The sequence below is a fragment of the Catenulispora rubra genome, assembly GCF_015356825.1.
In the GTDB taxonomy this organism is placed as follows: domain Bacteria; phylum Actinomycetota; class Actinomycetes; order Streptomycetales; family Catenulisporaceae; genus Catenulispora; species Catenulispora rubra.
The window spans coordinates 18,706-39,412 of sequence record NZ_JAACYW010000045.1; the positions used below are offsets into that span (position 1 = coordinate 18,706).

Consider the following 20,707-nt stretch of genomic DNA (forward strand, 5'->3'; position numbering starts at 1 on the left):
CGCGCCGACGCTTATTATGTACAACGAAAAGAAATGATGACGGTCATCGACGAGAGACATAACATGGAGCTCAGGCACCTGGAGCACTTCGTCGCCGTCGCCGAGGAGCGTGGCTTCACCCGCGCTGCCGCCCGGCTGCACCTGGTCCAGTCGACGCTGTCGGTCTCGATCCGGTCCCTGGAGCGTGAACTCGGCGGGCGGCTGTTCGACCGGACCACGCATCAGGTGGAACTGACCGACACCGGCCGCGCGCTGCTCGCCGAGGCCCGGAACGTCCTGTCCGCCGTCGACGTGGCGCGGGACGCGGTCGCCGCCGCGCAGGGCGGCCTGCGCGGCACGGTCCGGGTCGGCATCATGCACTCGCTGCACCTGATCGACATGGCCGCGATGCTGACCCGCTACCACCGGGAGCGCCCCGCGGTGCGGATCATCCCCATCACCGCGCAGAAGGGATCGGCCGAGCTGGCCGCGCGCGTCGCCGACGGGGATCTCGACATGGCGTTCGCCGGGCTTCCCGGCGAGTATCCGCCCGGCGTCACCGCGCACCGGCTGGCCTCCGAACCGATGCGGCTCGCCTGCCCCGACGACGACCCGCTGGCCGGCCGGGACGTCATCCCGCTCGCCGAGCTCGACGGCGCGCGCTTCGTCGACTTCCCGGTCGGCTGGGGCATCCGGAACGGCGTGGACCGCCTGTTCCTGGGCGCGGGCCTGCACCGCGTGATCGCCGTCGAGGTGACCGACATCCCGACCGCCGTCGACCTGGTCCGGGCCGGCTTCGGGTACGCGTTCCTCAGCCCGTCGCTGACCGTCGGATCACGGCCGGTGGCGCTGCGGCCGGTGGCCCCGACGCAGGAGTTCGAGGTCTCACTCCTGACCCCGGCTGAACGCCGCTCCTCGGCGGCCGCGCGGGCGCTCATCGACCTGGTGCTTGCGAGCTGAGCGGCTTCAGCGAACTAGACCGGCTCGTCGCTGAACGTCGGCGCCCCACCATGAAACGCCGAGACTCGCCTCATTCCGATCTGGGCGCCACCGCTCAGACCTGCACCTGTCCGCCGTCGACGAAGTGCTCGGCGCCGGTGATGAACGAGCTCTCCGGTCCGGCGAGGAAGGCGGCCAGCGCTGCGACCTCCTCGGGGCGGCCCATGCGCTGGAGTGGGACCTGGGAGGCGAGCGCGGTGTGGAAGTCCTCTGTGGTCTGGCCGAATCGGGTGGCCAGGCCCTCGAGGGCGGGGGTGGCGATGGGGCCGGGCGTGATGACGTTGACCCGCACGCCGCGCGGGGCCAGTTCGGCGGCCCAGGTGCGGCCGAGGCTGCGGACGGCGGCCTTCGACGCGGCGTAGACGCCCATGCGGTCGACGCCCTGGTGGATGGTGGTGGAGCCGAGCAGGATCACCGACGCGGGCTCTGCGAGCAGGGGCAGGGCCTTCTGGACGGTCAGCAGGCTGCCCTTGGTGTTCACCCCGAAGACGTGGTCGAACTGCTCCTCGGTGACGTCGGTCAGGCTTGAACCGTCGCCCAGGCCGGCGTTGGCGACCACCACGTCGAGCCGCCGTCCGTCGCCGCGGATGACGTCCATGACGCGGTCGATGTCGGCGGCGCGAGAGACGTCCGACTGCACCGGGACCGCGTTCGGACCCATGTCCTTCGCCGCGGCTTCGAGCTCGTCGGCGCGCCGGCCGGTGATGTAGACCCGGGCTCCGTCGTCGGCGAAGCGCTGGGCGATGGCCCGTCCGATGCCGGTGGAGGCTCCGGTGACCAGGGCTGTCTTTCCGTCCAGGGGGCTCATGACGTCGGTCCTCTCGTAGTTCTTGACTGCCTGGTCCAGAACGTAGCCCATTCTGGACCGGGTGGTCAAGAACGGGTATCGTTGCGGCATGGCGCGCCCCCGGAGCTTTGACGAGGAAGAGGTTTTGCGTGTCGCCAGGGACCAGTTCTGGGCGACGGGCTACGCGGCGGCGCGGGTTGACGACATCGCGGCGGCCACCGGCCTGGGGAAGGGCAGCCTCTACGGCGCGTTCGGCGACAAGCACCAACTGTTCCTGCGGGCCTTCGACGAACACTGCGCCGCGCTGGTCGAAGGCGTGCGCCGGGACCTGGACGGCCCGGATGCCGGCGCGTTCGAGCGGTTGCGCACACATGTGACGGCAGTCGCGGACGCCACCGCCTCAGACGTGTGCCTGCGCGGCTGCCTGCTCGCGAAGGGCACCGCCGAGCTCTCGGGACAGGACCCGGCGGTCGTGGCAACGGCCCGCCGCACCTTCGCGGCCATCGAAGGACTGATCGCCTCCTGCGTTGCCGGGGCCCAGCGGGCGGGCGAGATCGACCGGGACGCCGACCCCGGCCGCCTCGCCGGACTCCTGCTGGCCGTGCTGCGCGGGATCGAGGCCCTGGGCAAGGGCGGCAGCAGCGCTGAATCGCTGCGCGCGATCGCTGAAACGGCCATGGCCGTCCTGCCTCGGTCGTAGGAGGTAGGACCCTGAGATGGGGGTGTAGTGCTCAGGTCTGCTCGGAAGCCGGCACCGGAACCTCCAGATCGACCAACGGCGCGTACAACTGCCCGCCGTAGCAGTCGGAATCGCGCAGGTCGCCCTGGCGCACCGGTCGCGGCATGGAGACCTTGACCGCCTCGGCGCGGTCGTGGTGGACCACCAGGACGTCGGCGGGATCGCCGCCGTAGAGCTCGGCGAAGAGCTCGGGCGTCAGCACGCCGGAGTTCCGCAGCGCCTCGTAGCTCGCGGTGTCGCGGCCCATGAAGTCGAAGGTCAGGACGAACGGCCCGGCGTTCTTGGAGCGGATCAGGGAGCACAGGTCGAGCAGGCGCATCAGGGCTTCACCTCTTCGTGGACGGTGCGGAACATCTCGTGCGGGTCGGTGGGTTCGACCACGTGGTTCAGCGTGAACTCGTACAGTGGGCCGCGGTCGATCTCCGGTGGCGAGAACGGGTACGCGATGGTGCTGGCCAGGCCCTCGTACTGGGGGATCGGCAGGTGGGAGCTGGCGTGCGCGACGAAGGTGGCGACGGCGTGCGCGACGGCCTGGGTCGGCGCCGTGACCGTGATCAGCACGCCGAGCTCGTGCACGGGGCGGTCGCGGTCCGGGTCGTTGACGCCGAGCACCGCGTTCCGGCCGTAGAGGCGGTAGTCGATGTCGATGTCGTCGGGATCGACGCGGCCGCCGAACACGTCGCGGATCTTGGCCCGGAAGTACTCCTTCGCCATCGGAAGCAGCGTCGGCAGCTGCTCGATGACCACGCGGTCGCGGATGCCGCCGATCGCGATGGTCTGGTAGCCGACCAGGCGTGAACCCTCCAGCTTGATCGTGTAGGTGTCGCCGGGCAGGTATTCGGCGCCGGCGACGCGCACCGTCCACTCGTCGACCGCGGTATAGGTGGCGTTCGAGGTGTCCAGGACACCCGACGGCTCCGTGATCAGATACGGGTTGGCGTTCTCGTACAGCGTGTGCGCGGCCACCGAGTGCGGCGTGAGCCGGACGGACGGATCGAGCGTCTGGACGTCGAAGTGGTCGTCGCGCAGGTGGACGAACAGGCCGTCGGGCCTCGGCGGGATGGCGCAGGCCGCGCCGCACTCGACGGTCTTGGCCGCGTGCCAGGTCAGACCGGGGTCGGCGCCCATCGCGTGGGGGAGCGCCGCGAACAGGGCGGTGTCGCTGGCGCGTCCGGCCAGGACCACCTCGGCGCCGTCGCGCAGTGCCTGCTGGATCGGCTCGACGCCCATCATGCCTACCACATGGCTGTCGGTCAGGGTGTTGACGTCGATCGGCGGCGCGGGGTGCAGCGGGCGGATACGGCCCTGGTCGTAGCGCTTAATGAGGTAGTCAGGGTCCTGGTCGGCGTATATGAGGGCGAGCTTGAATCCCAGGCCTTCCTCCCGCGCGATCTCCCGGGCGATGTCGGCCACCAGGTCGACGCCCACATCGCGACCGCTCGTGCCGCAGGACCCGATGATCAGCGGCACGCCGAGTGCGTCACGCGCTTCGAGTAGCAGCCGGAGATCGCGGCCGACGGCCTCCCGCGACAGCTTCGGCTGCCCGGCGCCCAGGTAGTACGGCCCGCTGTCGGTCGAGCCGGCGTCGCAGGCGATGACATGCGGGCGCAGGGCGACTCCGCGTTCCAGCGACTCGACGGGGAAGCCCGCGCCGAGGGCCCCGGTGGGGGCGAGGATCCTGATCTCCATGGTGCCGTTCTCCGTTCTTTGCAATTTGCTATAGCAAGCCTGCGGTGGGGCTGCGTTGGTAGGGGAGAGGGGCGTCCCCGGTCCGGGCCTAGGCGTCCCAGCCGGCGAGGTCGCCCGCCGAGGACGCGGCATGGACCCGCGCCAGCTGTTCGGCCAGGTCGCTGTTCCGGTCGCGCAGGGCCGCGAGGATCTGGTGGTGCTGGCCGTAGCGCTGGATCTGGCTGGTCGCGCCCGCGTTGAGCTGGGCGGCGGCGATCTTCAGCCGTTCGGAGCGGCTGAACGCGCGGACCTGGGTCAGCGTGCGCGTCAGCTGGATGTTGTCGGCCGCGAGCTCGATCTCGGCGTGGAAGTCGCGGACCGCGTTGAAGATCCGCTCCACCTGGTCGGGGGTCAGCTCCCGGCCGGCGTCGCGGTCCGCGCGCAGGACGGCCGCGGCGTCGTCGGCGGCGTCGAGCAGCTGCTGCATCCGTTCGAGCTGCGTCTTTGTGGCCTTCTCGGCGGCGAAGCGCGCGGCCACTCCTTCCAGGGCCGCCTCGATGGTCCCGCTCTCGGACCGCGCCTGCGGGGAGACGGTGGCCACGCGCAGGGAGCGGGGTCCGGTGCGTTCGACGAGCTGTTCCTGCTCCAGCCGGCGCAAGGCCTCCCGGACCGGCGTCGGACTCACCCCGAGGCCGGCGGCCAGACCGCGCTCGGTGATCTTGTCGCCCCAGGGCAGGTCGCCCTGGACGATCGCCGCCCGCAGCGCCTTGTAGGCCTGGTCGGCGAGCGACTGCGAGCTGAGTTCCGGGAGCGTCATGGTCCTATTCGATTTCTGCTACAGCAAATTTGTCAAACGCCTCCGCCTCGTCGCTGACCGGGCTGGCCGCGTCGTCGACCACGCTGACCTGGACAGAGCCGGTGGTCAGCGGCCGAGGGGTCGACGCCTGCAGCACCTGCGGTCCGACCTGCACGGTGTGCAGGAAGCTCTCACCCAGGAAGGTGCTGTGCGTGACCTGCCCCGACCAGCCGGGCTCTGCGGCTCCCGGCACTTGCTCCGAGACGGACAGCGACTCGGGCCGCACCGCCAGGGTCACAGCGCCCGGCCCCGGCGTGACGTCGGCGCGGAACCGCACGCCGCCGAGCAGGCCCGGCGCCTCCAGCACGTAGACGTCGCCGCCGACGTGATGCGCGATCCCGGTCACGAAGTTGCAGCGGCCCAGGAACTCGGCGACGAACCGGCTGCCAGGTCGCCGGTAGACGTCCAGCGGCGGCCCGGCCCGCACGATCCGACCGCCGCTCATCACCAGGATCTGGTCGCTCATGGCCAGCGCCTCGGTCTGGTCGTGGGTGACGAAGACGGTCGTGATGCCGAGGTCGCGGTGCAGGGCGCCGAGCCAGTCGCGGGCCCGGTCGCGCAGCTTGGCGTCCAGGTTGGAGAAGGGCTCGTCCAGCAGCAGCGCGGTCGGGCCGTGCGCCAGCGCGCGGGCCAACGCGACACGCTGCTGCTGCCCTCCCGACAGCTCGTGGGGATGCGCGTCGGCGCGGTGACTCAGCTCGACAAGCTCCAGGACCTCCGCGACCCGCCTCTTGATCTCGGCCCGGTCGGTGCGGCGGACTTTGAGCGGGAAGCCGACGTTGGCCGCGACCGTCAGGTGCGGCCACAGCGCGTAGGACTGGAACACCACCCCCAGCTCGCGGCGCTCGGCCGGGACGTTGCGGCGTTGCCGCGCGTCGAACAGCACGCGGTCGCCGTGGCGGATGATGCCGTGCGACGGGGTCTGGAACCCCGCGATGGACATCAGGGTCGTGGTCTTCCCGCAGCCCGACGGCCCGAGCAGGGTGACGAACCGTCCGTCGGGCACGGTGAAGCTGACGTCGTCCAGGACGCGGGCGGCCCCGAAGGTCTGGGTCAGGGAACGTATGGAGATCTCAGGCATGGCGGGCCTTCTTCCGCAGTGTCGAGCCGAAGCCGAAGCCGAAGCCGAAGCCGAAGCGGACGCCGACGCCGATCGCGAGCGCCGCGGCGACCAGCAGGACTTGGATGAGGGCCAGCGCGGCGACCGGGCCGGGCAGCCCCTTGCCCCAGGTCTGCAACATGGTGGTGCCGAGCAGTTCGGTACCGGGCTTGGCCAGGAACACCACCGGGTCGTAGTCGCTGACCAGGGTCACGAACATCAACACCACCGCGCTGAGGATCGCCGGCCGCAGCAGCGGCAGGGTGATCCGGCGCGTCGTGGTCCACCAGCCCGCGCCGGCCGTCGCGGCCGCCTTGGCCAGCTCCGGACTGATCCGGGCCAGCGCCGGGGCGATGATGATGTACGACAGGGTCATGTTGCGCACGCTCAGCGCCAGCAGCTCGCCCCACAGACTGTTGCGCAGCATCGCGCCGGGCCAGCCCACGATGAGGAACAGCCAGAAGAATCCGACCCCGAACACGATGCCGGGTGTCGCCCGGGGATAGACCAGCAGCGCGGGCAGGGTGCGGCGCAGCCGGAACCGCGACTGGCCGGCGATGACGGTGGCGACCGCGACCAACGCCACGGTGGCCACACTGCCGATCACGGCGACGACGAGGCTGTCGGTGATCGCCCGGTGCAGGGTGGGGTCCGACCAGGTCTGGCTCCAGTTCCCGCCGGTCCACAGGTGCCACGGCGCGACGAGGGTCGTCAGCGAAGTGACCGAGGACATCAGGCCGAGGCCCAGCAACGGGATCACAGAGGTGATGGCTACGAAAGCGGCTATGAGGCCCGCGATCGGACGGCGCCAGCGGCCCAGCTCCAGGGCGCGCGCAGGCGGGTTGGCCCGGGTGCCGGCGGTGTAGCGGGCCGAGTGTCGCAGCAGCCTGCCCCGGATGATCAGCAGCGCCGAGGCCACGACCAGCAGGAGGATCGCGCCGGCCGAGACGATCGGCGGGTCCGGGACGGTGCTGTTGGACCAGGTGTCGTAGAGGTAGCTGGCGATGAAGCTGATGTTCGCCGGGCGGCCCAGGAACAGCGGGATGCCCAGGACCTCCAGGCACAGGGTGAAGATGAGCATTCCGGAGTCCAGCAGCGCGGTGCGCAGCATCGGCACTGTCACGGTGCGCAGTATGCGGATGGTGCCGCCGCCGGACGCCCGGACCGCGTCCTCCAACGCTCCGTCGGCGCTCTCCAGAACCGCCTTGCAGGTCAGATAGGCGATCGGGAGTGTCACCACGGCTCCGAGTACTGACATGCCGGGGATGGAGGTCAGGTTCCAGACCGGGAGGTGCAGGTTCTTGTGCCACAGCTGGGTGAGGTAGCCGGCCGGCCCGTAGAGCGATTCCCAGCCGACGATCAGCCCGAGCGGAGGGATCAGCAGCGGGGCCAGCAGAGCCGGGCCCAGCCAGCGCTTGCCGGGCAGGTCGGTGCGGGTGATGAGAACGGCGAACGCGGCGCCGAGCGCGACCGCGAGCGCGGTGGTCGCGATCGCGAACAGCAGGGTGTTGACGGCGGCGCTGCGGAACGCCGGGTCGGCGAACAGCTGCCGGTAGGCGTCCGTGCTGAACACGCCGCCGGGCAGGTAGTAGGGCTTGGAGCGCAGCGAGGTGATCACCAGCGGGACCAGCGGTGCCAGGGTCAGTACGGCGACCGCGGCCCACACCAGGTACTGGCCCGGTGCGGTCGGCAGGCGCCGGCGCCGGTTCCGGCCGCGAGCGGCGACCGGGACGGCTTCGTCGAGGGTGCGGGTCGCCATGGTGATCAGTGGCCGAGGGCCTTGTTCCAGCTGGCGGTGATGGCCTTCTGCTGGTCGACCACGCCCTGCGTGACCGGGACCAGGAACTCGGTGCCCGGGTCGACGTGCGTGGCCAGATCCGTGAGGTCGGCGGTGCAGCCGGTCGCGGGCTTGAAGCCGTTCATCGACGCCTCCATCCCGGTCGCGCACATGACCTGCTGGCCGGGATCGCTGTAGACGAAGTCCAGGAACAGCTGGGCCGAGGCCGATGCGGCCGCGCCGGCGGTCTGGGCGATCAGGCGCGGCGTCAGCGGGGTCGCGTCCGTCATGTAGCCGTACTTGATCAGGCCCTTGTACTGCGGGACGACCGCCTGCGCCAGGCCGCTGGACAGCCAGCCGAAGGAGGCGCCGCCGCCGGCCAGGTAGGTCAGTCCGTCCAGGCCTTCGTCGAAGGTCTTGGTGCGCGGGCCGTACGTCGCGAGGTAGCCGTTGACGGTGTCCGGGCCGAGGACGTGTTCGAGGCCGTAGACGGCGTTGTAGCCCAGCGGGTTGGCGGGGGAGTAGCTGACCAGCGGGTACTTCGCCGGGTCGGCCTTGATGTCGGCGGCGAGCTGCGCGTAGCTCGTGGGGACGTCGGCGCCGGACAGGGTCTTGGTGTTCCAGGCTGTCAGCACCGGATCCGGCGACATCACAAAAACACCGTGTCCCTGGTCGATGTAGTGAGGGAAGTTCGACAGGCCCTGCGGGGTCACGTCGGCGATCAGGCCGTTCTGCTCGGCCTGCAGCGCCTGCGGGATCGCGTCGGAGATGAGGAGATCGGCGGTCCGCGCGCCTTGGGCGTGCTCGGACTGGAACTTTGTGTAGACCTGGTTGTCGGACAGCTGGGAGTACGCGGGCTTGATCCACGGATACGCCTTGCTGAAGGCGTCCAGCAGCGGCTGCATGACCGCGGTCGGCGTGTTGCCGTAGAGGATCAGCCCGGACTCGGTGTGCGACTTGGTCGTGAGGTCGGCGATGGCGGCGGGAGCGGCCGGAGCCGAGGATGCGGCGCTTTGCGGTGGGGTGCGGGTGCTCTTGGAACAGCCGGCGGCCGCGGCGCCGAAGGCGAGTGCGGCGACGGTGACTGCGGTGGCTCTGAGAGCGGCGGCGGAGCGGGAGCGGCGGAGGGACATGGCGAGCTCCTTTCGGGCGGGGAGACGGGCTGGGAGATTTGCTATAGCAACCTTCCACTAACCTGCCTGAAACGCTGTCCCGGCGCGAGACCCCGATGTTAAGCGAAACGAAAGGTGTGTCTGCTATAGCAAAGATCCCGGTGATCCCGCTTAAGCGAATCGAAAGGTGCCCCCACCTAGCGTCCAGGACCGTAGCCGGTCCGTGCCCGCGGACCGGGTGGTTCTAGGAGGTGGAGATCGTGGAACGCTTCGGTGCGCTGCTCCTGCGTCACCGGCTGGTGGTGACCCTGGCCTGGGTCGTCGTGACCATCGTCGGGGTGCTGGTGGCGCCGAACGTGGCCGGCCGTCTGCAGAGCGGCACGACCGTCAACACGGCCAGCTATCACGCCAACGTCGCGCTGCAGAAGGAGTACGGCGGCGTCGCCGCGAACCCCAGCGTGCTGGTGGTCGACCTGCCGCACGGCCTTACCGCCGACAGCCCGGCGGTCAAGGCCGGCCTCACGGCCGCCGACAGGGTCGCCGCCGGTGTCCCCGGGGTCCGCGATCTGTCCTTCGCCACCACCGGTGACCGGGCTCTGGTCGGCTCGGGCGGGACGTCCACGCTGGTGATGGTCTACCCGCCGGTCAGCGGGACCGCGGTGGACGCGCCGGTACTGGACGCGATGGGTTCGGCGATCACCGGGACGGTCCCGGGCGCCGTCGTGCACCAGACCGGCATCGAGCAGTTGTCGGCCGGCGGGACCGTCGGCGGGTCCAGTGTGCTTTCCGAGCTGCTGGTCGGCGTCGGGCTCGCGCTGATCGTGCTGGCCTGGGTGTTCGGCTCGGCGCTGGCGCTGCTGCCCCTGCTGTCGGCGCTGGTCTCGGTGTTGACGATGCAGCTGGCCATCTACGGCCTGACCTACGTGACCAGCATCCACATCAACCCTTCGGTGCAGTTCATCGTCGCCCTGCTGGGCCTGGGTCTGTCGATCGACTACTCGCTGCTGCTGGTCAACCGCTGGCGCGAGGAACGCGACCGGGGCGCCGACAACCGCGGGGCGGTCGTGCGGGCGGTCAAGCGTGCCGGACACTCGGTGGCGTTCAGCGCGCTCATCGCCTCGCTCGGGCTGTTCGCGCTGATCGTGGTGCCGGTGTCGTTCCTGCAAGGCGTGGGACTGTCAGGGCTGTTCATCCCGTCCATCGCCGCGCTGGTGGCGCTGACGACCATCCCGCTGCTGCTGTCCACGATCGGGCCGCGGCTGGACAAGATCCGGCTGCGCCGCCGCAAGAGCACCGGTCCCGGGACGATGTGGACCCGGACCGCGAAGGCCATCGTGGCCCGGCCCAAGGCCGCGGCTGTGTCCGGCCTGGCGATTCTGGGCACGCTGTGCGCGTTCGGCCTGACCATCAACATCGCCTCGCCCGCCTCGACGTCGCTGGCCGCGAACGGCCCCGCGCAGCAGGGCCTGGTCGCCCTGCAACACGACGGCTTCCCGACCGGCGTCCTGACCTCGATCCCGATCGAACTCCCCGCCGGCACCGATCCGGCCGCGACCGCCGCGACCCTGCGCGCGCTGCCGTCGATGCACGGCGTCCTGGTCGCCGACACCCCGGCCTGGCAGCACCCCGGCAGCTCGGTGATCATGGGGCTGCCGGACAGCGAGATCGGCACCTCGCAGGCCGGATCGGCGCTGTCCGACCTGCACGCCGCGGTGCCGCACAACGCCATGGTCGGCGGCGACCTGGTGCAGTCGACCGACGTCACGCACATCATGTCCAGCTGGTTCCCGGTCCTGCTCGGCGTCGTCGCGCTGCTGACCTTCGTACTGCTGGCCCGGGGCATGCGCTCGCTGCTGCTGCCGGCCAAGGCCGTCGCGCTGAACGTGCTGTCGGTCGGCGCCGCCTACGGCGTGCTGGTGCTGATCTGGCAGCTCGGCTACGGGTCGAACAGCCTGTGGGGCATCCCGGCGACCGGGTCGATCAGTCCGTTCGTGCCGATGCTGTTGTTCGCGTTCTTGTTCGGGGTGTCCATGGACTACGAGGTGTTCATCCTCGCCAGGGTCCGGGAGGCCTACGACCGCACCGGACGCACCAACGACGCCGTGGTCGAGGGCGTCAGCCGGACCGGACGCCTGGTCACCAGCGCCGCGCTGATCCTGTTCCTGGCCCTGGCCTCGCTGTCGTCGGCCCCGGACGTGACCATCAAGATGATGGCCACCGGTATGGCCGCCGGAGTCCTGATCGACGCCGTGGTGGTCCGGACGCTGCTCACCCCGGCGCTGGTGGTGCTGTTCGGCCGCGCCAACTGGTACCTGCCCGCGTGGGCCGCCCGGCTGCTGCGCGTGAAGCCCTCGGCGCCGGGCCGGATTCCCGACGAGCTGGATGCACGGGACGCGGACGACGGCGCGGTGGACGCGCCGACCCCGCACGCGCCTGTGCATGCTTGAGCCATGAGAGTCCTCGTCATCGAAGACGACGAATCCACCGGTGCGTCCCTGACCTGGGGACTCCAGGCCGAGGGCTACACGGTCGTGCTCGCCGTCGACGGCGGCGAGGGCCTGTGGCAGGCCACCGAGCACGACTTCGACCTGATCGTCCTCGACGTCATGCTGCCCGGCCTGGACGGCTACCAGATCTGCGCGCGCCTGCGCGAGGCCGGGAACTGGACGCCGATCCTCATGCTCACCGCGATGGACGCCGACCTCGACCAGGCCGAGGGGCTGGACCTGGGCGCCGACGACTACCTCACCAAGCCGTTCGCCTACCCGGTCCTGCTGGCCCGGATGCGGGCCCTGCTGCGGCGCGGCGGCAAGCCACGCCCGGCGCTGCTGACCGCCGGCGACCTGACGCTGGACCCGGCGACCCGCGTCGTCCGGCGCGCCGGACGGACCGTCACCCTGACACCGGGGGAGCTGGCGGTGCTGGAGTACCTGCTGCGGGCCGAAGGCCGTGCGGTGTCGAAGACGGAGCTGCTGGAGCACTGCTGGGACGAGAACTCCCAATCCGATCCGGCGGTCGTCGAGGTCCGCATCCACCATCTGCGCCGGAAGGTGGACGAGCCCTTCGGCTCCCGCCTGATCGAGACGGTGCGGGGAGCGGGGTATCGCGTTGAACCGCAGCCCTCGTAGCCGCCTTCGTGGCCGCCTTCGCAGTCGCGCTCGCGACCGTCCGCGCAACCGTCCGCGCAGCCGCTCGCTGCGGCTGCGGCTCACCGCGCTGGCCGCGCTCGCGATCACCGTGACCGTCGGGCTGGCGACCGCCGTCCTGGTCGCCACGCTCGTCAGTTCCGTGCGGTCGAACGAGACCACCACCTTGAACGCCTACGCCGAATCCCTCGCCCGCTCGGCCGTCGACGGCCGGTGGCCCGCGCCGCTGCCCCCGGCCCCCGGCGACCCGGGCATCTGGTCCCAGGTCGTCGACTCCTCCGGCCGGGTCGTCGCGGCCACGGAGAACGTCGCCGGGCGGCCCCCGATGTACACGCTCGCGGCGGGCAGCACCTCGCCCACGCCGACACCGTCTTCGGCGGGGCACGGGGACGAACAGATCGTCGCGCAGCGGTACGTGGTCGGCTCGACGCCGGTCGTCGTCTACGCCGGCGGTCCGACGCGCCTTCTCAGCATCCTGACCAGCGACATCAGAGGACACCTTCTCTACGCCGTCCCCCTGGTGCTGCTCGGCGCGATCGGCATCTCCTGGCTGCTGATCGGCCGCACCCTGCGTCCGGTCGAGCGGATGCGCGCCGAGGCCGCCGAGATCACCGGCAGCGGCCTGCACCGCCGCATCCCCGAACCGGACGGCGACGACGAGATCGGCCGCCTGGCCCGCACCCTCAACACCATGCTCGGCCGCCTGGAGAACTCCGCCGCCCGGCAACGCCGCTTCGTCTCCGACGCCTCGCACGAGCTGCGGACACCGGTCACCGCCATCCGCACCTCGATGGAAGTGGGCCTCGCGCACCCCGACCAGGCACCCTGGCCCGAGCTCGCGACGCGCGTCGTCTCCGAGGCTGCCAGGCTCCAACGCCTGGTCGACGACCTGCTGCTGCACGCCCGCGCCGACGACGATACGCTGCTGGCCCGGCACGAGCCGGTCGACCTGCGCGGCTTGGCCGTCGCCGCGGTCGACGCGGTCAACGCCGTGCCGTCCAGGATCCCCATCGCCGTCGAGGCCGAGGACGGCGTCCTCGTCACCGGCGACCCGGACCAGCTCACGCGCCTGCTGCGCAACCTGCTGGACAACGCCGAACGGCATGCGACGGCGCACGTCAGGGTGCGGGTCATGACGCAGGGGCCGGGGACTGCCGTCGTCGAGGTGATCGACGACGGCCCCGGCATCCCCCTCGCCGATCGCGAGCGGGTCTTCGACCGATTCGTCCGGCTCCAGGCCGCGCGGGAACGCGGGCCGGGAATGACCGCGGGCACCGGATTGGGGCTGTCGATCGCGCGCGACATCGTCACGGCGCACGGCGGGACGATCGAAGTCACCGACGCTGATCCTGGGCAGGATGATCCTGGGCAGGCTGACCCAGGGCTGAGCGACGAGCGCGGTGCGAAGTTCACCGTGCGGCTGCCGATCGTCTATCCACAGGGGTTAGTTACTTCACATTAATTAAGCTAAAGTAACTAGTTGTGGACCACGCCGATCGGCCCGCAGCCGACGCCCAAGAGCTCGCAGCAGAGTTACAGCTGGTCGTGGGCCGCACCGCGCGGAGCCTGCGGCAGGCGCACGCCGTGGGGTACGTGGCGCTCTCCGAGCTGTCCGTCCTGTCCCGGCTGGAACGGGAGGGCCCTGATTCCCCCAGCTCGCTCGCCGAGGCGGAGCGCGTGCGGCCGCAGGCCATGGCGGTGACGCTGGCGACGCTGGAGGAGCGGGGCCTCGTGAGCCGTCGGCAGCACCCCGGCGACGGCCGTCGCGTGGTCATCGCCGTGACGGACGCGGGCCGAACTCTGCTCGTCGACCGCCGGTCCGAGTCGGTGCGGCGAATAGCGGCGGTCCTCGAAACCGAATTCACGCCGGCCGAACGGGACGCGATGCTCGCCGTTCTGCCGCTGCTGAACCGGCTCGCGGAGCGGTTGTGAGATCCGCGTCGAAGGACCGGCCCGGCGTCCGCGTCAAGAACGGTCACTTTAAGGACGGCCATCTCAAGGACGGCCATCTCAAGGACGGCCGCTACAAGTGGATCGCGCTGTCCAACACGACCCTCGGCGTGCTGATCTCGGCCGTCGACAGCTCGATCGTGATCATCTCGCTGCCCGCGATCTTCCGCGGCATCGGCCTGGACCCGCTGGCCCCGGGCAACATCGGCTACCTGCTCTGGATGATCCTGGGCTACCTGCTGGTCTCTGCGGTGCTCGTGGTCGCCCTGGGCCGGCTCGGCGACATGTTCGGCCGGGTCCGGATGTACAACATGGGCTTCGCGATCTTCGCCTGCGCCTCGCTCGCCCTGTCGGTCGACCCCTTGAAGGGCGGCAGCGGCGCGCTGTGGCTGATCGGGTTCCGCGTCGTCCAAGCCGTCGGCGGATCCATGCTGACCGCGAACTCCGCGGCCATTCTCACCGACGCCTTCCCGGCGCGGCAGCGCGGCATGGCGCTCGGCGTCAACCAGATCACGGCGCTCGCCGGGATGTTCCTCGGGCTGCTGGCCGGCGGGCTGCTGGCCGCGATCGACTGGCGCGCGGTGTTCTGGGTCAGCGTGCCGATCGGCGTGATCGGCACGATCTGGTCCTACCGCAGCCTGCGGGAGGTCGGCACCCGCAAGCCGGGACGGATCGACTGGGTCGGCAACGTCACCTTCACCGCCGGCGCCGGATCGCTGCTGGCCGCCGTCACTTACGGCATCCAGCCCTACGGAGGCCACTCGACGGGCTGGACGAATCCCTGGGTCCTGGGCGGGCTGGGCGGCGGGTTCCTGCTGCTGGTCGTGTTCTGCGTCGCCGAGACCCGGATCAGCGATCCGATGTTCAACCTTGGGCTGTTCCGCATCCGTGCCTTCGCCGCCGGGAACCTGGCGGCGCTCCTGATCGCGATCGCGCGCGGCGGATTGCAGTTCATGCTGATCATCTGGCTTCAGGGCATCTGGCTGCCGCTGCACGGCTACACCTTCGAGCGCACCCCACTGTGGGCCGGCATCTTCATGCTGCCGCTGACTGTCGGATTCCTCGTCGCCGGGCCGCTGTCCGGGTACCTGTCGGACCGGTTCGGCGCGCGCCTGTTCTCCACCAGCGGGCTGATATTGGTCGCCGCCGCGTTCATCGGCCTGCTGCTGTTGCCGGTGGACTTCCCGTATCCGGCGTTCGCGGCCCTGCTGCTGGTCAGCGGGATCGGCCAGGGGATGTTCTCGGCCCCGAACACCTCGGCGATCATGGGCAGCGTGCCGCCGGACCAGCGCGGGGTAGCGTCGGGGATGCGCGCGACGTTCCAGAACTCCGGCACCGCGCTGTCGATCGGCCTGTTCTTCTCCCTGATGATCACGGGCCTCGCGAGCACGCTGCCGCACACCCTGAACACCGGCCTCCAGGCGCAAGGCGTGCCGGCCGACACCGCCCACCAGGTCGCCTCGCTCCCGCCGGTGAGCACGCTGTTCGCCACGTTCCTCGGCAACAACCCGATCTCGCACCTGCTTGCCCCCAGCGGCGTCCTGCACACGCTGCCGGCCCGCAACGTCCAGACCCTGACCGGCAACCGGTTCTTCCCCGAACTCGTCTCCGGGCCCTTCCACCACGGACTGGTCATCGTCTTCAGCGCGGCCGCCGCGATGTCGCTGATCGGTGCGCTCGCCTCGGTGCTGCGCGGCCGGCATCACCAGGTTGGACCGGACCGGCCGGCCGCTTCGACGAAAGGACAGTGAACGTGTCGGACACCGCCCTGCTCGTGATGGACGTGCAGCGGGACATCGTGGACCGCTTCCCGGACGCCGACTACCTGCCGCGCCTCCGGAGCGCGATCGACGCCGCCCGGACGGCCGGCGTCCCGGTCATCTACGTCGTGGTCGGGTTCCGCCCCGGCCACCCGGACGTCAGCCGGCGCAACAAGACCTTTGCCGCCGTGTCGCAGACCGGCCGCTTCGTCGAGGGCGATGTCAGTACCCAGATCCACCCGGATGTCGCACCGCTGCCCGGCGACGTCGTCGTCACGAAGAAGCGGGTGAGCGCCTTCGCCGGCAGCGACCTCGACGTCGTCCTCCGCGCCGGCGAGCTCCGGCACCTGGTGCTCACCGGCATCGCCACCAGCGGCGTCGTGCTGTCCACCTGCCGTCAGGCCGCTGACATGGACTACGAGCTCACCGTGCTGGCTGACGGCTGCCTCGACGGGGATCCGGAGGTGCACCGGGTGCTGACCGAGAAGCTGTTTCCGCGTCAGGCGGACGTCGTCACGGTCGAGGAGTGGGTTAAGACGCTCGGCGGGTGAGCGGCTGGAGCGGCGCGGACCGGTGCGTGTCGGGCATGGCGCTCAGCCGCCAGCCGACTCAGCTCAGCTGCACCGAGCGCGTCGAATTCCCCAGCACCATGCGGTCGATGGCGCTCACGGCGCTGCCGGTTTCGGCGGCGAGTTCCGGTTGCCGGAGGACGGCGAAGCTGTGCGTCATGAATCCCGAGCCGAGGACGAGGATGCCTTCGTTGCGCAGGGGGCGCAGGCGCGCGCCGTGGTCGAGGCCGCGGTCGGTGAATTCGTGCACCCGACTGGGTCGTCCGCCGCCCCGACCCCGCCAACGGCCGGTACACCCTCGCCACCCTGACCGACGCCGGGCGGCAGAAGCTCGTGGAGAGCGCGCCGGAACACGTTGCAGAGGTGAGGCGGCTCGTGTTCGATCCGCTCAGTGCAGCCCAGCGGCGCCAGCTCGGTGTGGCGCTTTCGCGCGTCGCGGCGACCGTTCGTCGGGAATTCGAAGCGGGGTGAGCCCGAAGGTCCGCCACGAGTGTGGCCGACCACGAGCTGCGCGCCGCTTCATTGGTCTGTACCAATCTTGTGAATGGTCTTGACCAATCCGCTCCCCGCACGTACAAAGTGGACACCGGGCCGCCCCACGGGCTCGGCGAGATGCGCAATCCACCAGCACCTCTCCCCACTTTGGAGTGCTCATGCGGATCGGAAAACGGAATCTTCGCGCAGCACTGACAGCCGGCTCGGCGTTCGGGCTGGCAGTCGGCGCGACAGCGATCGCGGTGGCCGCGGCTCCCGCCGCACAGGCCGCCACATGCGCCGCGGCGTGGAGCTCCACCGCCGTCTACACCGGCGGCCAGCAGGCCAGCGAGAACGGGACCAACTACACCGCCAACTGGTGGACGCAGGGCAATGACCCGGCGACCAACAACGGCGGATCCGGCTCCGGACAACCGTGGACGTCCAACGGCGCCTGCACCGGCGGCGGCACCACCGGCGGCGGAACCGGTGGCGGCACGACCGGTGGCGGCACCGGCGGAACCGGCGGCGGGACGGGTGGGGTCAGCGGTCTGCTGCTCAGCCCGTACAAGGACGTCACCGTCAACATGAACTGGAACACCGACCAGATGCAGTCGGCCGTGACCGGGTCCGCCCTGCCGGTGGTGGGTTCCGGGAGCCTGGTGTCGCAGTACATCCCGAACCTGCCCGCGATCACCCTCGCGTTCGCCACCGGCTCCTGCGGCAGCGAGACCTGGGGCGGTGTCCCGGCTGCCGGCTTCGCCTCGGAGAACGTGGCCCAACTGCACGCCGCCAACCTGAACTACGTCGTGTCGACCGGAGGTGCGGCTGGGACCTTCACCTGCGCCTCGACGGCTGGCATGGACTCCTTCATCGCCCGCTACGCCAGCCCCAACATGGTCGGCGTCGACTTCGACATCGAAGGCGGCCAGAGCCAGTCGGACATCCAGAACCTCGTCAACTCCGCCGTCGGAGCACAGGCGCAGTACCCGAACCTCCAGTTCTCCTTCACGCTCGCCACACTGGGTGCCTCCGACGGCAGCTACGGCGGCGTGAACTCGCTCGGCGACCAGGTCGTCCGGGCGGTGCGCGGCTCCAGCCTGAACCACTACGTCATCAACCTGATGACCATGGACTACGGCAGCGGGTCCAGCAGCGTGTGCGTCGTCTCAGGCGGCAGTTGCCAGATGGCCCAGTCGGCGATCCAGGCGGTCAAGAACCTCGAGCACACCTACGGGATCCCGGCCAGCAAGATAGCCGTCACGCCGATGATCGGCATGAACGACGCCACCAGTGAGATCTTCACAGTCGCCGACGTGAACACTCTGTCGTCGTACGCGGTCAACAACGGCCTGGCCGGGCTGCACTTCTGGTCACTGGACCGGGACACGCCCTGCTCGAACACCTACGCGTCCCCCACCTGCAACTCCGTCCCCAGCACGTCAGCGCTGCAATACACCAAGCAGTTCATGAGCGACACCGGGCACTGACGCAGAACCCAGAGCGGGCCGCGCGAGCTTTCGCGCGGCCCGCTTAATCATTCGGGGACGTGGTCGACCCCAGGGAGTACGATTTAGCTTCTATCACTGTGTCGGCCGGGGGGCTTGAAATGGCAGAGTCGAAGATCCGCTTGCCCGGCCTTTCCAGGGCCGATGCTTTGGAGCTCACTGAGTTCGTCGACCGCTCCGTGACCTCTTATGAAGAAGAGGCGGTACCCGAAGGAGAATTCGGAGACCTCGGTCTGGTGACGGCGGGGGTACTGCTCTCAGTCCCGGTGCTCCGAGGACTCATCGCCTATCTCGCGTATCGGCACCGCGGAAAGACGTTCGAGCAGATCATCGAGATCGAGCGCCCGGACGGCTCGCGCGTACGGACGACCGTCAAGTGGCGCGACACCTCAGCCGACCCCGTCGACGTCTCGCTGGCCAAGGAACTGGCGTCGGCGACGGGAATCCCCTACGACAAGATCGTGGGCTCGGGGTGAGCGGTCAAGACCACTTCGGCTCCCCGTCGGGGAGTAGGAGCTTCGTCAACCCGGTCACGAACCTCAGCGTCATCACTTCTTTCCGGCCGGGTGAGCACTTGCCGGGGCTGATCAACGGTTCCCTGCCTTCTGAGTGTCTGCCCGCCTTGCTGCACGAGGCGACGCATCATTGGTGCTTCATGCACACCGCCGGCGCCGCGTTGGCGCTGATGTATCAACGGTGTGCAGCCGACGCGGACATGTGGGAGGCCGATCCGGCCGCAGGCGCCGTGGCAGGTCGTCGTCTCGTCGGCGCCATGATGCGTTTTGAGGCGTTCATGGCGCTGCAGCGCTCTCTCGCCGAGGGTCTGGCTCTGTTCGCCGAGTTCGATCTCTTCTCTGGCGGAGAGCTTGCGCGGATGTCTCCGGTCATGTCCCTCGTAGCCGGCCGTTTCGGCCCGCGGGCTCAGGTCGCCGACCAGCCCACCGAAACGCGCGACCGCATCGAACGCGACCTCGTGGCGGGTGTGCTGGGTGCGGCCCGCTGCGGTCGGCCGATGCTGGAGCGCAAGACGAACCTGCTGGCCCAGCCGCTGGATCCGACAGGTGGCGGCTACCTTCCCGGGTATCTCCTGGTCAAGATGCTGTGGAGCGCGGCGCTCGGCAACGACGCCCGGTTCAACGACCCCGAGTTGTTCTTCGCCTATCTGACGGTCTACGTCTACACCGATCTCGGATTGATGGCGCACCTGCTCGACGACGACACCGACCCGCTTCTGTCCGTCGACCGGTTGATCAAGTACTTCATCGATCGGCTGGTCGGATTCGCGACCTCGGACCACGGCACCAGCCTCGACGAGTACCTGGCATCCCGAGCGGACACGCTGACCTACGGAACCATTGAGGAGTGGGCTCGTACGGGCAACATTCGTTGGCACACCGACGCGGAGCTCGCTTCGGTAGGCGCCGATCGGTTGGCCGAGATCCTCACGGCGGACGTGAGCGCCGACGATCTCGTCGCGGACGAGGACGCCAACCAGGCGGTCATCCTGGCCAGGATCATGCTGCTCCGGAGAGGCGAGCTCCATCTCGGCTCCGCGCCGGTCACCGTCACCGTCGACGATCGCCATCACGTGAGCGTGTCCGAAGGCGGGCGGGTCCTGCTCGAAAGCGACAATGTTTCGGGAGATCTGCGCGGCTCGATCCACGAGGGGCAGCTGGAGACCTATCTCAATATGAGCACCGGATCCACGGCGATAGCCGTGGCCTTCGGAGGGGACAAGGTGGCCGGCTGGTTCTCCGCTGATGCGCCGAGCGACTGGATGGACGACTTCCTGCGGTACCGCCGAAATCTGCCCGAGGCGATACGGGCAGCGGAGGCGCTCCAGACGCGTCTTAAGACATCGGTGCGCCAGGCCGCTGCCATCCTCTTCCCGCTTGAGATAGCGCATGACCGTGCGGAGGAGGCGACCTGGAGTTTCGTCCATCTGGCTCTCGGCCTGCTCGCGGCTCTGGGGCTCGGTGAGGCGGCGGAGCCGGGACGGATAGCCGGGATGCGCGCGGCGCTGGAGTCCGACGGGTTCGTCGGCGTGTTGCTGAAAGTGCGCTACGTCCGTGCCTTGGCGTGGGCGAATGCGCACGCCGCGGCAGGCGTGCTCGGAGATCCGGAAAACGCCAACCGCCTGTTCGCGGAGCACCGGGACTTCCACGGCGTGTCGGAGACCTTCGAAGCAGTGCTCGGCATGTTCCACCGCCTGGGGATCGAGGCCCTTGCCGTTCCGCTTTTCGACGTCGTCGGCGGTTGGCCTGTCTTCGTCGTGTGAGCGTTC

General features: G+C 69.9%; 18 protein-coding genes and 2 pseudogenes. 12 read left to right on the forward strand and 8 right to left on the reverse strand.

Going from position 1 to position 20,707, the window contains the following annotated elements; genetic code table 11:
- Nucleotides 1-63: 63 nt before the first annotated feature.
- Entirely contained in the window at nt 64-939 is an 876-nt protein-coding gene (locus tag GWK61_RS15450) for a LysR family transcriptional regulator (RefSeq protein ID WP_194909064.1), read from the forward strand.
- 94 nt (nt 940-1,033) lie between these two features.
- Here GWK61_RS15450 and GWK61_RS15455 read toward each other — a convergent pair whose 3' ends face one another.
- The gene (locus tag GWK61_RS15455) at nt 1,034-1,786 is read right to left on the reverse strand and encodes an SDR family NAD(P)-dependent oxidoreductase (protein WP_194909093.1); all 753 of its coding nucleotides are present in this window, start codon (nt 1,784-1,786) and stop codon (nt 1,034-1,036) included.
- A gap of 88 nt (nt 1,787-1,874) precedes the next feature.
- Between GWK61_RS15455 and GWK61_RS15460 the strand changes: the two genes are divergently transcribed.
- Nucleotides 1,875-2,465, forward strand: a complete 591-nt coding sequence (locus tag GWK61_RS15460) for a TetR/AcrR family transcriptional regulator (protein WP_194909065.1) — start codon at nt 1,875-1,877, stop codon at nt 2,463-2,465.
- Between the two features lie 31 nt (nt 2,466-2,496).
- Here the strand turns inward: GWK61_RS15460 and GWK61_RS15465 are convergent, their stop codons facing one another.
- The 6 genes from GWK61_RS15465 to GWK61_RS15490 all read right to left on the reverse strand — a co-directional run bounded on the left by GWK61_RS15465 (nt 2,497) and on the right by GWK61_RS15490 (nt 9,037).
- Nucleotides 2,497-2,823 (reverse strand): DUF4387 domain-containing protein, encoded by a 327-nt coding sequence (locus GWK61_RS15465; RefSeq protein WP_228562362.1) that lies wholly within the window; start codon nt 2,821-2,823, stop codon nt 2,497-2,499.
- On the reverse strand, nt 2,823-4,193 hold the full coding sequence (locus GWK61_RS15470) for an acyclic terpene utilization AtuA family protein (RefSeq protein WP_194909066.1): 1,371 nt from the start codon (nt 4,191-4,193) through the stop codon (nt 2,823-2,825). The genes GWK61_RS15465 and GWK61_RS15470 overlap by 1 nt, the downstream gene beginning before the upstream one ends.
- Before the next feature lie 88 nt (nt 4,194-4,281).
- Nucleotides 4,282-4,989 (reverse strand): GntR family transcriptional regulator, encoded by a 708-nt coding sequence (locus GWK61_RS15475; protein WP_194909067.1) that lies wholly within the window; start codon nt 4,987-4,989, stop codon nt 4,282-4,284.
- Between the two features lie 4 nt (nt 4,990-4,993).
- Nucleotides 4,994-6,109, reverse strand: coding sequence for an ABC transporter ATP-binding protein (locus GWK61_RS15480; protein ID WP_194909068.1), 1,116 nt, complete (start codon nt 6,107-6,109; stop codon nt 4,994-4,996).
- Entirely contained in the window at nt 6,102-7,886 is a 1,785-nt protein-coding gene (locus tag GWK61_RS15485; RefSeq protein ID WP_194909069.1) for an ABC transporter permease, read from the reverse strand. Before GWK61_RS15485 ends, GWK61_RS15480 begins: the two co-directional genes overlap by 8 nt.
- Before the next feature lie 5 nt (nt 7,887-7,891).
- Nucleotides 7,892-9,037, reverse strand: coding sequence for an extracellular solute-binding protein (locus GWK61_RS15490; protein ID WP_194909070.1), 1,146 nt, complete (start codon nt 9,035-9,037; stop codon nt 7,892-7,894).
- Nucleotides 9,038-9,276: 239 nt separating this feature from the next.
- Here GWK61_RS15490 and GWK61_RS15495 point away from each other — a divergent pair, with 239 nt between their 5' ends.
- From GWK61_RS15495 to GWK61_RS15520, 6 genes are all read left to right on the forward strand, one after another.
- Entirely contained in the window at nt 9,277-11,463 is a 2,187-nt protein-coding gene (locus GWK61_RS15495) for an MMPL family transporter (RefSeq protein ID WP_194909071.1), read from the forward strand.
- 3 nt (nt 11,464-11,466) lie between these two features.
- A complete protein-coding gene (locus GWK61_RS15500) occupies nt 11,467-12,144 on the forward strand; it encodes a response regulator transcription factor (protein WP_194909072.1) in 678 nt (225 codons plus the stop codon).
- Nucleotides 12,125-13,624: a sensor histidine kinase gene (locus tag GWK61_RS15505; RefSeq protein WP_194909073.1), complete on the forward strand. Its 1,500-nt coding sequence runs from the start codon at nt 12,125-12,127 to the stop codon at nt 13,622-13,624. The genes GWK61_RS15500 and GWK61_RS15505 overlap by 20 nt, the downstream gene beginning before the upstream one ends.
- A 20-nt stretch (nt 13,625-13,644) precedes the next feature.
- Nucleotides 13,645-14,094, forward strand: coding sequence for a MarR family winged helix-turn-helix transcriptional regulator (locus GWK61_RS15510; protein WP_194909074.1), 450 nt, complete (start codon nt 13,645-13,647; stop codon nt 14,092-14,094).
- A 101-nt stretch (nt 14,095-14,195) separates the two neighbouring features.
- The gene (locus GWK61_RS15515) at nt 14,196-15,863 is read left to right on the forward strand and encodes an MFS transporter (protein ID WP_194909095.1); all 1,668 of its coding nucleotides are present in this window, start codon (nt 14,196-14,198) and stop codon (nt 15,861-15,863) included.
- Between the two features lie 2 nt (nt 15,864-15,865).
- Nucleotides 15,866-16,423 (forward strand): cysteine hydrolase family protein, encoded by a 558-nt coding sequence (locus GWK61_RS15520; RefSeq protein ID WP_194909075.1) that lies wholly within the window; start codon nt 15,866-15,868, stop codon nt 16,421-16,423.
- Between the two features lie 58 nt (nt 16,424-16,481).
- Here the strand turns inward: GWK61_RS15520 and GWK61_RS15525 are convergent.
- Nucleotides 16,482-16,691, reverse strand: a pseudogene (locus GWK61_RS15525) (hypothetical protein); the annotation flags it as partial.
- Here GWK61_RS15525 and GWK61_RS60755 point away from each other — a divergent pair.
- From GWK61_RS60755 to GWK61_RS15540, 4 genes and pseudogenes are all read left to right on the forward strand, one after another.
- Nucleotides 16,688-16,912 (forward strand): annotated as a pseudogene (locus GWK61_RS60755) (winged helix DNA-binding protein); the annotation flags it as partial. The pseudogenes GWK61_RS15525 and GWK61_RS60755 overlap by 4 nt on opposite strands.
- A gap of 182 nt (nt 16,913-17,094) precedes the next feature.
- The gene (locus GWK61_RS15530; protein WP_194909076.1) at nt 17,095-18,405 is read left to right on the forward strand and encodes a carbohydrate-binding protein; all 1,311 of its coding nucleotides are present in this window, start codon (nt 17,095-17,097) and stop codon (nt 18,403-18,405) included.
- Nucleotides 18,406-18,464: 59 nt separating this feature from the next.
- The gene (locus GWK61_RS15535; RefSeq protein WP_194909077.1) at nt 18,465-18,899 is read left to right on the forward strand and encodes a hypothetical protein; all 435 of its coding nucleotides are present in this window, start codon (nt 18,465-18,467) and stop codon (nt 18,897-18,899) included.
- Nucleotides 18,896-20,701, forward strand: coding sequence for a hypothetical protein (locus tag GWK61_RS15540; protein ID WP_194909078.1), 1,806 nt, complete (start codon nt 18,896-18,898; stop codon nt 20,699-20,701). Before GWK61_RS15535 ends, GWK61_RS15540 begins: the two co-directional genes overlap by 4 nt.
- Nucleotides 20,702-20,707 lie beyond the last annotated feature (6 nt).

What these genes read in the sequence shown, in the direction of transcription:
- GWK61_RS15450 (WP_194909064.1), top strand. Translation starts at nt 64, where the DNA reads ATGGAGCTCAGGCACCTGGAGCACTTCGTCGCCGTCGCCGAGGAGCGT.
- GWK61_RS15455 (WP_194909093.1), bottom strand. Translation starts at nt 1,786, where the DNA reads ATGAGCCCCCTGGACGGAAAGACAGCCCTGGTCACCGGAGCCTCCACC.
- GWK61_RS15460 (WP_194909065.1), top strand. Translation starts at nt 1,875, where the DNA reads ATGGCGCGCCCCCGGAGCTTTGACGAGGAAGAGGTTTTGCGTGTCGCC.
- GWK61_RS15465 (WP_228562362.1), bottom strand. Translation starts at nt 2,823, where the DNA reads ATGCGCCTGCTCGACCTGTGCTCCCTGATCCGCTCCAAGAACGCCGGG.
- GWK61_RS15470 (WP_194909066.1), bottom strand. Translation starts at nt 4,193, where the DNA reads ATGGAGATCAGGATCCTCGCCCCCACCGGGGCCCTCGGCGCGGGCTTC.
- GWK61_RS15475 (WP_194909067.1), bottom strand. Translation starts at nt 4,989, where the DNA reads ATGACGCTCCCGGAACTCAGCTCGCAGTCGCTCGCCGACCAGGCCTAC.
- GWK61_RS15480 (WP_194909068.1), bottom strand. Translation starts at nt 6,109, where the DNA reads ATGCCTGAGATCTCCATACGTTCCCTGACCCAGACCTTCGGGGCCGCC.
- GWK61_RS15485 (WP_194909069.1), bottom strand. Translation starts at nt 7,886, where the DNA reads ATGGCGACCCGCACCCTCGACGAAGCCGTCCCGGTCGCCGCTCGCGGC.
- GWK61_RS15490 (WP_194909070.1), bottom strand. Translation starts at nt 9,037, where the DNA reads ATGTCCCTCCGCCGCTCCCGCTCCGCCGCCGCTCTCAGAGCCACCGCA.
- GWK61_RS15500 (WP_194909072.1), top strand. Translation starts at nt 11,467, where the DNA reads ATGAGAGTCCTCGTCATCGAAGACGACGAATCCACCGGTGCGTCCCTG.
- GWK61_RS15530 (WP_194909076.1), top strand. Translation starts at nt 17,095, where the DNA reads ATGCGGATCGGAAAACGGAATCTTCGCGCAGCACTGACAGCCGGCTCG.